The 13564-nt window shown below is 70.4% G+C and carries 11 protein-coding genes; 5 read left to right on the forward strand and 6 right to left on the reverse strand.

Annotated elements, in window-relative coordinates:
• Window positions 1–73: 73 nt before the first annotated feature.
• From ACFTZC_RS05665 to ACFTZC_RS05690, 6 genes are all read right to left on the reverse strand, one after another.
• Complete coding sequence (locus tag ACFTZC_RS05665; protein WP_382887116.1) at window positions 74–1216, reverse strand: rhamnogalacturonan acetylesterase; 1143 nt, start codon at window positions 1214–1216, stop codon at window positions 74–76.
• Window positions 1217–1263: 47 nt separating this feature from the next.
• Complete coding sequence (locus tag ACFTZC_RS05670) at window positions 1264–4029, reverse strand: Tat pathway signal sequence domain protein (RefSeq protein WP_382887118.1); 2766 nt, start codon at window positions 4027–4029, stop codon at window positions 1264–1266.
• A gap of 84 nt (window positions 4030–4113) precedes the next feature.
• Window positions 4114–4737: a hypothetical protein gene (locus ACFTZC_RS05675; RefSeq protein ID WP_382887120.1), complete on the reverse strand. Its 624-nt coding sequence runs from the start codon at window positions 4735–4737 to the stop codon at window positions 4114–4116.
• A 9-nt stretch (window positions 4738–4746) separates the two neighbouring features.
• Window positions 4747–5688: a carbohydrate ABC transporter permease gene (locus ACFTZC_RS05680; protein ID WP_382887122.1), complete on the reverse strand. Its 942-nt coding sequence runs from the start codon at window positions 5686–5688 to the stop codon at window positions 4747–4749.
• Complete coding sequence (locus ACFTZC_RS05685; RefSeq protein WP_382887124.1) at window positions 5685–6683, reverse strand: carbohydrate ABC transporter permease; 999 nt, start codon at window positions 6681–6683, stop codon at window positions 5685–5687. Before ACFTZC_RS05685 ends, ACFTZC_RS05680 begins: the two co-directional genes overlap by 4 nt.
• Window positions 6683–7972, reverse strand: coding sequence for an ABC transporter substrate-binding protein (locus ACFTZC_RS05690; protein WP_382887126.1), 1290 nt, complete (start codon window positions 7970–7972; stop codon window positions 6683–6685). The genes ACFTZC_RS05685 and ACFTZC_RS05690 overlap by 1 nt, the downstream gene beginning before the upstream one ends.
• A gap of 213 nt (window positions 7973–8185) precedes the next feature.
• Between ACFTZC_RS05690 and ACFTZC_RS05695 the strand changes: the two genes are divergently transcribed.
• The 5 genes from ACFTZC_RS05695 (at window position 8186) to ACFTZC_RS05715 (ending at window position 13557) form a co-directional block, all read left to right on the forward strand.
• The gene (locus ACFTZC_RS05695; RefSeq protein ID WP_382887128.1) at window positions 8186–8842 is read left to right on the forward strand and encodes a GntR family transcriptional regulator; all 657 of its coding nucleotides are present in this window, start codon (window positions 8186–8188) and stop codon (window positions 8840–8842) included.
• The gene (locus ACFTZC_RS05700) at window positions 8829–9740 is read left to right on the forward strand and encodes a dihydrodipicolinate synthase family protein (RefSeq protein WP_382887130.1); all 912 of its coding nucleotides are present in this window, start codon (window positions 8829–8831) and stop codon (window positions 9738–9740) included. The genes ACFTZC_RS05695 and ACFTZC_RS05700 overlap by 14 nt, the downstream gene beginning before the upstream one ends.
• Window positions 9737–11494 carry an L-arabinonate dehydratase gene (gene araD / locus ACFTZC_RS05705; RefSeq protein ID WP_382887132.1) on the forward strand — a complete coding sequence of 586 codons (1758 nt, stop codon included), beginning with the start codon at window positions 9737–9739 and terminating at the stop codon, window positions 11492–11494. The genes ACFTZC_RS05700 and araD overlap by 4 nt, the downstream gene beginning before the upstream one ends.
• A gap of 207 nt (window positions 11495–11701) precedes the next feature.
• Entirely contained in the window at window positions 11702–12655 is a 954-nt protein-coding gene (locus ACFTZC_RS05710) for a carbohydrate ABC transporter permease (RefSeq protein WP_382887134.1), read from the forward strand.
• Complete coding sequence (locus ACFTZC_RS05715) at window positions 12652–13557, forward strand: carbohydrate ABC transporter permease (protein WP_382887136.1); 906 nt, start codon at window positions 12652–12654, stop codon at window positions 13555–13557. The genes ACFTZC_RS05710 and ACFTZC_RS05715 overlap by 4 nt, the downstream gene beginning before the upstream one ends.
• Window positions 13558–13564: the final 7 nt, after the last annotated feature.

A 13564-nucleotide genomic window follows, 5' to 3' on the forward strand; every position in this document is an offset into this window, starting at 1 on the left:
CACGATGATGGCGCGGATACCCGACACCTTCTGTCGGGTATCCGCACGGACCGGCGGACCGGGACGCCACTGGTCAGCGCACCACCCGGCCCGGAATCAGCCGCTGTGCCCGCAATTCCCCGAGAACCAGGGCGGCGAACTCCGTCGCTCCCCGGACCGAGGTGTGCGTGTTGTCGCGTTTCTCGTCGTAGAGGAAGAGCGCCTTGGACGCCTCGGGGCCCAGTTCCTCCACCCGCCGCTTGGTGAGCGCCGTGAGGTCGACGAGGGGGATGCCGCGGTCCCTGGCGAGCGCGCGCATCTCGGCCGGGAGGTCGACGCCCAGGCCGTTCACGTTCAGGGCCGTGCCGTTGTCGAGCGTCCCGTCGGCGTTGAACCAGCGGCGGACGATCGGCGTGACCAGGACGGGCCGGCCGCCCCTGGCCCGTACCCGGTCGGTCATCTCCGTGAGGTTGGCCCGGTAGACGTCGGCGAGGGTCTGCTTGTCGTTGTGCGCGAGCTGCACGAGGACGAGATCGCCCCGGCCCACCCGGGACTCGACGGCGGGGAAGAGCGCGGGCGTGTCCAGGAAGGACTGCGAACCCTCCCCCGAATCGGCGTAGTTGGCGACCGAGATACCGGCGCGGAGGTACTGCGGAAGCTGCTGGCCCCACCCCGTGTACGGTTCGCCCGCCTGGTCGCAGACCGTCGAGTCACCGGCCAGGAAGAGCTGGGGCGCCCGGGGCGCGGGGGTGACCCGGAGCCCCGCCAGGAGTGGCGCCGCGCCGTCGAAGCGCAGGTCGAGGCCGGGGCTGCCGGCCGGGCCCGTGGGTTCCCCCTCGGGCGCGCGTACGTCCACGGTGAAGCCGCGCCGTACCGTCCGGCCGGCCGCGGTCGCCGTCTCGGCGAGCATCGTGCGGCGGGTCTCCGCCGAGACGCCGGTGGAGCCCGCGGTGGCCCCGCCGAGCAGGGCCGTCACCTCGTACGTCCCCGGCGCCACGGCGAAGTGGCAGACCACCGGGGAGGTCCCCGCGCACCCGGCGGGCAGGCCGGGTGCGCGCTCGGGTGCCCCGGCCCGTGCGGGGGACGACAGGGCCGTCGCCGCGGTGAGGGCGGCCAGCAGCACCGCCCCGGCGTGCCGGAGCGGGAACCCTCTTCCGGCTCGCGCGCGTTCCGTGGTGTGCTCCCCGGTGTGTGCCCTCATGACCTCCCTGGCGTGTTCCCCGGTGTGTTCCCTCATGTCTTCCACGGTGTGTTTCCTGGTGCTTTTCACGGTCCCCCCCTCCCCTACTTCGGGATCCGGTCGCCCACCAGCGCCAGGTTCTGGATCGCCGCCAGCCCGAAGAGCGCCGTCTCGTTGGTGTTGATCCGCAGGTTCTCCCAGCCCGGTTCGAGGACATCGGGGCCCTCGATGCGCTTGCGGTCCCAGACCATCGCCGAGGTGTACGCGTCGCTGTCGTAGAACTTCTGCCAGGCGCGCTCCGCCAGCTTCTCGTCGCCCGACCGGGCGGCCGCGTAGGCGTCCTGGCGCGAGTGGCCCTGGAAGAGGAGCAGGCTGCCGAAGTCGGTGCCGTACCGCTCGCGCTGCTCGGCCTTGGTCGCGTTGAAGTAGCGGCAGTAGTCCAGCCAGGCCTCCTCGAACGCGGGCAGGTCGATGAGGCCGATCAGCTCCGCGCACATCTCGACCAGGCCGAACATCGCGGAGAGATGGGAGACGCTGACCAGGGGCTTGTCGGCGACCGCGAACTTCCCGGTGTCCAGGTCGTACAGCCCCGAGCCCTGGACGAAGCCGTTGGGCTGCGCGGCGATCGTCTCCATGGTGGAGCGCAGCCGCGCCTCCGCCTTGGCCGCCTGCGGGCCCCGGCGCTCCCACTCCGTGAGCCAGCCCGCCGCGAGCCCGCTCCAGTCGGTGCCGAAGCCGATCGACAGGGCGTTGCGGTCGGGCTCGTACGGCTCGGTGCGGATCTTGCGGATGGGGTCGAGGACGAGGAACGTCTCGTCGGAGTCGACCTGGGCGCGCATCAGGTCGCCGACCCGTTCGTCCGCCGTGAGGTAGTAGTACGGGCGGCGGTAGACGGCGGTGGAGATGCGCTGCTGCTTGGCGCTGTCCGCGTAGTGCTGTACGCCGTGGCGGGTGCCGAGTCCGGCCCACTGGCCGAGGTGGTAGACGTCGACCTCGCCGGTGTGCCGGGTGAGCGCCTCGGCGAAGCGGAAGATGTCGGAGCGGCCGGAGCGCAGATAGGCGTACCAGAGCCAGAGGTCGGGCGAGAGTTCGGAGTTGTCCCAGGCGTAGCCGCCGACGTCGTACCGCCACTGGTGGCGGTTCTCGTCGTAGCTGTGCATGAAGTCGCCGTAGTCCCAGAAGCCGTACCAGCGGCGCTGCTCGACCTGCTCCTGGTAGTAGGTGAAGAGGAAGTCGAGCTGGTCCTCGATCTTCGCCTTGGCGGGGACGGAGCGGTCGACGGGGGCGAACAGACCGCCGAACACGCCCGCCCTGCTGAGGTCCTCGGCGCTCGCGGCGAGTTGCGGCGGGGTGCGGACGGCCTGGGACTGGGCGACGAGTTCGGCGGCGGTGGGGGTGGCCGCGTTGGCCCAGAACATCAGCTCGCTGGTGCGGGCGATGCCGTACGGGGTGCCGAACCCGGGCTCGTAGTCCTCGTAGGTGATGTTGAGGCCCTCGATCTGTTCGGGGTAGGTGTCCTGGCCCATGCCGTCGTGGTAGAAGCGCAGGTCCATGGGGCGGGCCTCGGGTGACCAGAGCCAGAGGGTGACCTCGGCCTCGTCGCCCGCCGCGCCCCGGATGTCGAGCTGCGCGGGGTGCTTCTGCCAGAAGTCGCGCAGCCCGAAGGAGAGTCCGCCGCTCGCCCCGCCGACATAGCCGAAGCCGGAGGCCCGGCCGCCGCCGCCCGCCGTGATCCAGCCGTGGCCCGGCTTGGTGCGCTTGCGCAGGGTGAAGCCGTCGGCGGAGAGCTGCGAGAGGGTGTAGTCGCCCCACGTGGGGATGTACGGGAGGCGGGTGGTGACCCGCTGGTCCCAGGTGGCGGGGTCGGCCAGTTTCTCGCCCTTGACCTGCGCGGCCCGGACGGCGGCGCCCGGGTCGCGGCGCAGTCCGGTGATGCCCTGGACGGCCTCGGTGAGGAAGCCCTTGCCCTCGCCGGCGATCCGGATGTGCCGGTCGTACGCGGCGTCGCGCATCGGTACGGAGAAGCGGACGCCGAGTCCGCGGATGAAGTCGCCCTTCGTGCGGCCCGCGGTCTGTTCACCGTCGTAGGTGATGGTGTGGACCATGCGGAAGGAGTCCGCGCCGGCGTAGAAGTAGAGCCGGACGCTGAAGGGCAGCCAACTGCGGCTGCCGCGCCGGTGTTTGCCGTCGATGCGGACCACCGCCCGGACGGGGCCGTCCTGTTCGACCTCGGCACCGGAGATCTCGCCGTCGAAACGCTCCCACTTGGCGCTGCCCGCGTCGTCCAGGTCCCGATCGCCCAGCTCGCCCTGGCGGAGCAGGACGAGGCGGCCGTCGGTGGCGATCCGGGTGGTGCCGCGGGTCAGGGACTCGACGAGCTGGTCGCCGTCCCTGCGGATGACGGCCCGGACGACACCGGTGTCGACGGTGATCTTCCGCCGGGTCCCGGTGACGGTGACCTTCTTCGCCGGGGCGGCGGGCGTTCCGGCGGCGAGGGTGAGGCGCTCGGCCGCGGCGACGGCGCGGTCGCCCGCGGTCCCGACGGCGTGGGCCGTCCATTTGAGGGAGCCGTCGGGCCAGTAGGCGGTCGGCCAGCTCTGCACGGGGACGGCCTCGCCGCCTGCGGTGGCCAGGGCGAACGCCGTGCCGGCGGGGTGGGCGCCACGCGGCCACGGCACCCCGAAGGTGGAGCCGGCGGCCGCTCCGGGCCCCTCGTCCTCCAGCCAGCGGACCGTGACGGGGGCGTCGGCCGCGGCGGCGGGGGCGTCCGCCGCCCGCGCCGGGTTCCGGCTGAGCGCCCAGCTGAACTGGGTGGCGGCGCCCGTGACGGCGGCGGCCTTCAGCAGGGACCTGCGGGGGATCGGTGACATCGGCAATCCTTCCTCGGCAGCGACAGAAATTTACGTGCACATGACATGAATGGAGGTACGTACGGCGCGGGTACGACGACCGGGTCAGCCGGTACGGTGGCGGCGCTCCACCGCCAGCGCCGCGGCCGTGACCACGCCGAGCGCGGGCGCCGCCAGCGGGGTGGCGAACCACGCCGAGGCCGGTACGAGGGCGAGGCCGCAGATCAGCAGCAGCGACCCGGCAGGGTCCCGGAGCGTCCGGCGGGCCGCCGCGCGCAGCAGGACCCGCCAGGACGCCCCGGGCCGCCAGCACGCGGCGGCACGCAGCCCGGCGACGCACACGCCGAGGAAGGCGAGCACGCCGACGGTGCCCACGAAGGCGCCGCCGGGCAGCCCGGCCCGTACAACGGTCAGGTCCGCCCAGAGCAGCCAGAGCGCCGCCCAGCCGGCCGCCCCGACCAGCCAGCCGCGCCGGGCGGCGGAGCGCAGATCCGCCAGGAACTCCCGCCGGGTGGCCACCTCGTGGGCCAGCACCCGGCGCAGGTGTCCGGCCCCGGCGGCGAACGCGGCGGGGAAGGTGAGCAGGGGCAGCGAGGCGAGCGCGATCCACACGCCGGTGAGCAGCGCCTCGGCGAAGACGGCGAACGCCCGCAGGAACAGCGAGTCCTGCCGGGCCGCGCGCCGCCGCTCGGCCCGGTCCCGCTCGGCTGGGTTGACGGTCCGGCTCATCGGAACGGCTCAGCCCTTCAGTCCGGAGGTCGCCATGCCGTCGATCAGATAGCGCTGGAACGCGAGGAAGAAGAGCAGTACGGGCAGCAGGGCGATGAGCGACATCGCGATCATCCCGCCGTAGTTGGCGACCCCGTCCTGGTCGACGAACATCTTCAGGCCGAGGGAAACGGTGTACTTCTCGGGCTCGTTGAGATAGATCAGCGGGCCCATGAAGTCGTTCCACGCGTTGATGAAGGTGAAGATCGCGCTGGTGATCAGGGCGGGCCGGCACAGCGGCAGCACGATCGACCAGTAGATCCGCGCGTGTCCGCAGCCGTCCAGCCGCGCCGCCTCGTCCAGCTCCTTCGGCAGGTTCCGCATGAACTGCATCATCAGGAAGACGAAGAAGGCGTCCGTGGCCAGATATTTGCCCAGCAGCAACGGCGTGTAGGTGTTGATGAGTTCGAGCTTCTGGAAGAGCACGTACTGCGGGATCAGCAGGACGTGGTACGGGAGCAGCAGCGTCCCGATCATGAGCGTGAAGAGCAGATTGCGCCCGGCGAACCGGATCCGGGCGAAGGCATAGGCCGCGAGCGAGCACGAGATCAGCACCCCGGCGACCGAACCCAGCGCCAGAACCGTGGAGTTGACGAAGAACGTGGTGATCGGGATGTCCGCGATGCCGTCGGCGAGCCGGGTGTAGTTCTCGGTGATGGGCGAGACCGGGAAGAGGTCCAGGCTGCCCACGATCTGGTCGTTCGGCTTGAACGATCCGCCGATCACCCAGACCACCGGGTAGAGGACGACCGCGAGGACGGCGAGCGAGCCGAGGTGCCAGGCCAGCGAGCCGGCGCTGCGGCGGCGGAAGGCGGCCCGTACCGCCTCGGCGGGGTCCGGGCGACGTACCGGCGCCGGTACGGGCGGCCCGGCCGCCGGGCGCGGCGACCACCGCGTACGCTCCGTGCTCATCGGGTCGCCTCCTCGTAGTGCACCCAGCGTTTCTGGGACCAGAACAGCAGCGCGGTCACCAGCCCGACCGCGAGCAGCAGGATCCAGGCCATGGCCGAGGCCATCCCCATCCGGCTGTTCTCGAAGCCCTGGACGTAGAGGTAACAGGTGTAGACGAGGGTGCCGTCGGCCGGGCCGCAGGTGCCGCCCGCGCCGCCCAGGATGTAGGCCGAGCCGAAGATCTGGAACGAATGGATGGTCTCCAGCAGGACGTTGAAGAAGAGCACCGGGGAGATCATCGGGAGCGTGATGTTCCAGAACCGGCGCAGCGGGCCCGCGCCGTCGACCTCCGCCGCCTCGTACAGGGAGACCGGCACCTGCTTCAGCCCGGCGAGGAAGATCACCATGGGCGCGCCGAACTGCCAGACGGTGAGCGCCACCAGGCTGTAGACGATCAGGTCCGGGTCGCCGACCCAGCCGCCCGCGGGGAGGCCGAACAGCCGCTGCGTACGGTCGACCACGGCGTCGTCGGAGAAGATCGCCTTCCAGACAATGGCGATGGAGACGCTCGCCCCGATCAGCGACGGGGCGTAGAACGCGGCCCGGTAGAAGGCCTGTCCGCGGCGTTTCTGGCTGAGCAGCAGGGCCACCCCGAGCGCCGCCGCCAGCTTGAGCGGGGTGCCGACGACCACGTACCAGAGCGTCAGGGAGACCGAGTGGCGCCAGCGGGCGTCCCCGAACATCTCGGTGAAGTTGTCGAACCCGATCCACCGCGGGGCGTCGAAGAGGTTGTAGTCGGTGAAGGCGAAGTAGAGCGAGGCGACCATCGGCCCCGCGGTGAGGATCAGGAAGCCCGCGATCCAGGGCGACATGAAGAGCAGGCCGGCCAGGTTCTCCCGGCGCCCCCGCCGTCCGGCGGCGGGGGGTCCGGGGCGGTCCTGGCCGGCCCGTGGGGCCGCGCCCCCGGCGCGGGGCTCCGACGCGGCGGCCGCTGCGCTCACCACCGTGGGTCCCATCAGGAGGCGAGCGCAGTCTTCGACTCGGTGAAGAACTGCTTCACCGCGCTGTCCACCGACCGCTTGTCCAGGGCGAGTTCCTCGGCGATCCGCAGGAAGGCCGACTCGGCGACGTCCGCGCCCGCCGGGTGCGGGGTGATCGGCTCCAGCACCCCGGTGTCGACGAGCTGCTGCTCGTAGGCGGCGATCTGCTGGTTGACCTCGTCGGTGGGCTTGAACGCCTCGTACTGGGCGGTGGTGGTGGGGACGCCCCGGTCGTAGCCCATGATCTTCGCGACCTCGGGGTCGTGCACCATGAAGTTGATGAACTGGGCGACTTCCTTGGGGTGCTTGGTCCGCCGCGAGCCGCTCAGCATCAGCGAGCCGAGGTACTGGCCCGTCTTCTTTCCGTCGGTCGTGGGGATCGGGGCGAGGCCGTAGCTGCTCTTGCCCTCGGCGGTGTAGCGGACGGTGAAGTTGTCCCAGGTGAACTCCCCGGCGGCGAGTTCGGCGGCAACCGCGGACTTGGGCTTGATCTGCGCGATCTTCTTCGGGTCCGTGTAGACGCCCGACTTCACCCCGGCGTGCGCCTTGGTCCACCACTGGGTGAGATCGGCCTCGGTGAAGCCGAGCCCGTCCGCGGTGAAGAACGCCTTGCCGTTCTGGCGGAGGTAGAGGTCGTAGAGGTACATGACGCCGTACATCCCGCTGTCCCCCGCCACCCCCTGGGTGTCGCGGATCTTACGCATCGCGGCGTCGAACTCGTCCCAGGTCCACCCCGGCTTCGGGGCGATGCCGGCCTTCTCGTACACCTTCTCGTCGATGACCATCGCCATCGAGTTGCTGCCGACCGGGACCCCGAGCAGCTTGCCGTCCACCTCACCGAAGGTGGCGAGGCCGGCGCGGAAGCCGTCCATGCTGAGGTTGCCCGCGCTCACCTGCTGCTTCAGGTCGAGCAGCACGTTCTTCTGATCGTACTTGCGCAGGAAGCCGACGGCGTTCTGGAACACGTCCGGCGGATTGCCCCCGGAGGCCTGGGTGTTGAACTTCTTCCAGAAGTCCAGGTAGGGCTGGAAGTCGGTCTTGATCTTGATCTTCGGGTGCTGTTCCTCGAAGAGGGCGATCGTCCGGTTGATCCGCTTCGCGCGGTCCTCGGAGCCCCACCACGCGTACCGGAGAGTGACGTCGCCGCCGCCCGATCCACTTCCGGAACCGGACCCGCAACCCGCCGCGGTCAGGCCGAGTGCGGCCAGTGAGCCACCCGCGATCTTGAGCAGGCCGCGTCTGTCGACGCTCCCCGACGTAGGCATAGCTCGCCCCTCACTCGAAAAATTGAATCGTTTTAGGTAAGCGCTTGCCGCTAGAAATTAAGGACCTGGAGGCCGTACGTCAATGGTTCGGACGACATCCGTCGAAGCGCTTACTACTTCCGTCAGAAGCATTGACGAACCATGAAGGCGGACCTAGCTTCATCGCGTCGTACTTCGTACGTCATATATGAGACGCGAGATCTGAGAGCGCCCATGGCCTTCGCACCGAGTCCGATCCCCTCCCGAACCCAGTACGTCCAGGAGGCGGTCAAGCACGCCATCCTGACCGGCGGGCTCAGTCCTGGCCAGGCCCTGGTCGAGACCGAACTGGCCGCGCAGTTCGGGGTGTCGAAGACACCGGTGCGGGAAGCGCTCAAGACCCTGGCCGGCACCGGCCTGGTCGTCATGAGCCAGTACAAGGGCGCCACCGTCCGCACCGTCGACGCCGCGATGGCCCACGAGGTCTACGACGTACGGCTGCTGCTGGAACCGGCGGCGCTGCGCCGCTCGCTGAGCCGCGGCGCCTCCCTGGAACCCGCCAGGGAAGCCCTGCTGCGCGCCGACGAGGCGGCCGACCGGGCCGAACGCTCGCTGGCCAACCGGGACTTCCACCGCTCGCTCTACCTGCCCTGCGGCAATCCGCTGCTGGCCAGGATGCTCGACGAGGTACGCGACCAGGCCGCCCTCGTCTCGACCGTGGCCTGGGCCGCCGTCCCGTCCTGGGAGCGGGAGGCGGGCGAGCACCGGGAGATCCTGCGCCTCGCCCTGGCCGGTGACACCGACGGCGCGGCCGGCGCCCTCCACGATCACATCGCCTCGTTCCTGCACCGGGCGTTCCCCGAAGGAGAGACCACGCATGAAGAGCCCTGATCTCACATCGTCGCGGGACGCGCTCGCCGATGTCGTGGCGATCCCCGTGACACCGTTCACCGCCGACGACACCGTCGACACCGCGGCCCACCGCGCGCTGCTCCGCCGGCTGCTCGACGGCGGCGTCCGCACCCTCACGCCGAACGGCAACACCGGCGAGTACTACGCGCTCGGCCCCGACGAGCGGCGCGCGGTCACGGAGCTGACGATCGAGGAGGCCGCGGGCGAGGCCGCGATCCTCGTCGGGATCGGCCTCGACGTGCCGACCGCGGTGGCCGCCGCCGAGCACGCGCGCGCCGCCGGCGCCGGGATGGTGATGGTCCACCAGCCCGTGCACCCCTACGTCTCGCAGGACGGCTGGGTCGACTACCACCGCGCGATCGCCGAGGCCGTGCCGGAGCTGGGCGTCGTACCGTACATCCGCAACCCGCAGCTCGCCGGTGAGACCCTGGCCCGGCTCGGGGAGCTGTGCCCCAATGTCATCGGCGCGAAGTACGCCGTGCCGGACGCCGCCCGGTTCGCCGCCTTCGCCCGCGACGCGGGTCTCGAACGCTTCGTGTGGGTCGCGGGCCTCGCCGAGCTGTACGCCCCCTCGTACTTCGCGGGCGGCGCGACCGGCTTCACCTCGGGGCTCGTCAATGTCGCCCCCGCGGTCTCGCTGGGGATGCTGGAGGCGCTGCGCGCCGGGGACTACGCGGGCGCCATGAAGGTCTGGGAGCAGATCAGGCCCTTCGAGGACCTGCGGGCCGCGCACCAGTCCGCCGACAACGTCACGGTCGTCAAGGAGGCGCTGGCCGCGCTCGGGCTCTGCCGACGCGACATCCGCCCGCCGAGCCGGGCGCTGCCCGAGGAGCGGCGCGCGGCGGTCGCTTCCCTGGTCGCGGGGTGGGCGATATGACGCCGAACCCGGGACACGCGCCGGCCGACGGGGCCCTCGTACGTTCCGAGGAGCTGCGCAGCCACCAGTGGTGGGGGACGGACGGGTTGCGCTCGTTCAGCCACCGGGCCCGCACCCGCCAGCTCGGCTACCTCCCCGAGGAGCACCTCGGCAAGCCGGTCGTCGCGATCCTCAACACCTGGTCGGACATCAACCCGTGCCATGTCCATCTGCGGGACCGCGCCCAGGCGGTGAAGCGCGGGGTGTGGCAGGCGGGCGGCTTCCCGCTGGAGTTCCCCGTCTCGACGCTCTCCGAGACGTTCCAGAAGCCGACGCCGATGCTCTACCGCAACATGCTGGCGATGGAGACGGAGGAGCTGCTGCGCTCGTACCCCGTCGACGGCGCGGTGCTCCTCGGCGGCTGCGACAAGTCGACGCCCGCGCTGCTGATGGGCGCGGCGAGTGTGGACCTGCCCGCCGTCTTCGTCCCGGCGGGGCCGATGCTGCCGGGGCACTGGCGCAACGAGGTCCTCGGCTCGGGCACCGACATGTGGAAGTACTGGGACGACAAGCGGGCCGGGCTCATCGGCGACACCGAGATGGCCGAGCTGGAGAACGGTCTCGCCCGCTCCCCCGGCACCTGTATGACGATGGGCACCGCCTCCACGCTCACCGCCGCCGCCGAGGCGCTCGGGGTGACCCTGCCGGGGGCGTCCTCGATCCCGGCGGTCGACGCCGGGCACGACCGGATGGCCGCCGCCTCCGGACGGCGGATCGTCGAGCTGATCCGCAGCGATCTGCGCCTGTCGCAACTGCTGACCAGGGAGGCGTACGAGGACGCCGTCGCCACCGTGCTCGCGCTGGGCGGCTCCACCAACGCGGTGATCCATCTCATCGCGATGGCGGGCCGGTCCGGACTGCGGCTCACCCTCGACGACTTCGACCGGATCGCCAGGACCGTACCGGTGCTCGCCAACCTCCGGCCCGGCGGCCAGTACCTGATGGAGGACTTCTACTTCGCGGGCGGGCTGCCCGGCTTCCTCAGCCGGCTCACCGACATCCTGCACCTGGACCGGCCGACCGTCGCCCACGCCACCCTGCGGGAGCAGCTCGCCGGCGCGCTCGTGCACAATCCGGAGGTGATCCGCCCCCGGGAGAAGCCGCTCGCGGACGAGGGCGGGGTAGCGGTGCTGCGCGGGAATCTCTGTCCGGACGGCGCGGTCATCAAACACATCGCCGCGACCCCCGCGCTCCTGCGGCACACCGGCCCCGCGGTGGTCTTCGACGACTACCGGACCATGCAGCGGACCATCAACGACCCCGCGCTCGCGATCACCCCCGACCATGTGCTGGTGCTGCGCAACTCCGGGCCCAAGGGCGGCCCGGGGATGCCGGAGTACGGGATGCTGCCGATCCCCGACTACCTGCTCAAGCAGGGTGTACGGGACATGGTGCGGCTCTCCGACGCCCGGATGAGCGGCACGAGTTACGGCGCGTGCGTCCTGCACATCGCGCCCGAGTCGTACGTCGGCGGGCCGCTCGCGCTGGTCCGCACCGGCGACTCGATCACCCTGGACGTCGAGGCCCGCAGCCTTCATCTGCATGTGACGGACGAGGAGCTGGCAAGCCGGCGGGCCGGGTGGACCGCGCCGGAGCCCCGGTTCCAGCGCGGGTACGGCGCCCTCTACGACGAGCAGATCACGCAGGCCGACACCGGCTGCGACTTCGCCTTCCTCGCCCGCCCCGGCGAGGTGCCGGACCCGTACGTCGGCTGAACGGTACGCCGCCGAACCGACCACCGACCGAGCCCGAGCCGTACACCGGTCGACAGCCGGACCCGTACACCCGCCGCCAGCCGGTCACCGCGTGTCCCCGCCCCCTCAGGGGACCGCCCCCGCACCCGACGCCCCCGCACACCACCGGGTCCGATCCGTCGGACCCGGTCTGCGAAAGGCTTCACCCACCGAACGGAGAAGCAAGTCATGGCCTCTGCTGTGGCGCAGGACTCAGGGGCTCCGCCCCAGGCCCCCCGGCCCAGGAAACCGGGGCGCCGTAACGGAGTGGCACCGCGCCGCCTCCCGTATCTGCTGATCGCCCCCGCCGTACTGCTGATGCTGGGCTTCATCGCCTATCCGATGCTCAGCGTCTTCTACTACAGCCTCCAGAACTACAACGCCACCAAGCCCTGGCGGAACGGTTTCGCGGGCCTGGACAACTTCCGGCGGATCTTCACCGACGACCCACTTTTTGTGGACAGCCTGATCTTCAGCGCCAAGTGGGTGGTCACCGAGGTCAGCCTCCAGCTGGCCTTCGGTCTGATCCTGGCCCTGCTGGTCAACCAGACGTTCCTGGGCCGGGCCCTGGCCCGCTCGCTGGTCTTCTCGCCGTGGGCGGTCTCGGGCGTCCTGACCACCACGATCTGGCTGCTGCTCTACAACCCCTCGACGGGCGTGGGGCGTTACCTCGCGGACGCGGGCATCGGCGAATACGGCTCGTCGGTGCTCTCCGACACCGGCACCGTCTTCTGGGCGGCGGTCCTCGCCGAACTCTGGCGCGGCGTACCGTTCTTCGCCATTCTCATCCTGGCGGACCTCCAGTCCATCCCGGGTGATCTGTACGAGGCCGCGTCGGTCGACGGCGCCAACCGGTTCCAGCAGTTCTTCCACATCACACTGCCCCACCTCAGGGACGCGATCATCCTCTCCACCCTGCTCAGGGCGGTGTGGGAGTTCAACAACGTCGACCTGCTGCTCACCCTCACCAAGGGCGGGCCCGCCGGTGTCACCACCACACTGCCGCTGTATGTCGCGGTCACCGGGTTCGAGGCACACGACTTCGGCTATGCCACCGCGCTGACCACCGTCGCCTTCATGATCCTCCTCTTCTGCTCGATTCTCTATCTGCGCCTGAGCAAGTTCGGAGGCGATCACAAGTGACCACCGCCATCGCCGAGAAGGGCCTGAGCGACGTGTCCGCGACCGGCGGCCCGGTGCCTCCGCCCACCCGCCGCCGGCGCCGCGGGCGCCGGTTCGACGAGGTCCCCCGCTGGCAGATCTATGTGCCGCTCGGCCTCTATCTCCTCTTCACCCTCATCCCGTTCTACTGGATGGTGCTGTTCTCGCTGCGGCCCGCCGGGTCCACCTCGCTGGTGCCGTGGCCGATGACCTTCGACCACTTCGAGAAGGTGTGGAACGAGCGCAGCTTCTCCGTCTTCTTCCAGAACAGCGCGCTGATCGGCGTCTTCACCCTGATCTTCACGACGGGGGTCGCGCTGGCCGGCGGCTACGCCCTGGCCCGCTTCGACTTCCGGCTCAAGCAGCCCTTCATGCTGGCGCTGCTCTGCTCGCAGTTCATCCCGGGCGCGCTGATGCTGGTGCCGCTCTTCCAGATCTTCAAGAACCTCCAGCTCATCAACTCCCCGGTGAGCGTGGTCATCGCGGAGACCGTCTTCCAGCTCCCGCTGTCGATCATTCTGATCAGCGGCTTCATCAAGAACGTCCCGTACTCCCTGGAGGAGGCGGCCTGGGTGGACGGCTGCTCACGGCTCCAGGCGTTCCGGATCGTGGTGCTGCCGATGCTGCGTCCGGGGCTGATCGCGGTGGGCTCCTTCGCCTTCGTGCACAGCTGGAACCACTTCCTGTTCGCGCTGATGTTCCTGATGGAACAGGACAAGCAGACGATCCCGGTCGGGCTCTCCACCCTCATCGGCTCGGACAGTGTGGACTTCGGCGCGCTGGCGGCGGGCGGTGTGATCTCCGCGGTGCCGGTGGTCATCGTCTTCGCCTTCATCCAGAAGTGGCTGATCAGCGGCTTCAGCGCGGGGGCGGTGAAGGGATGAGCCACCC

Source organism: Streptomyces sp. NPDC056987 (assembly GCF_042673865.1).
Classification (GTDB): Bacteria; Actinomycetota; Actinomycetes; order Streptomycetales; family Streptomycetaceae; genus Streptomyces.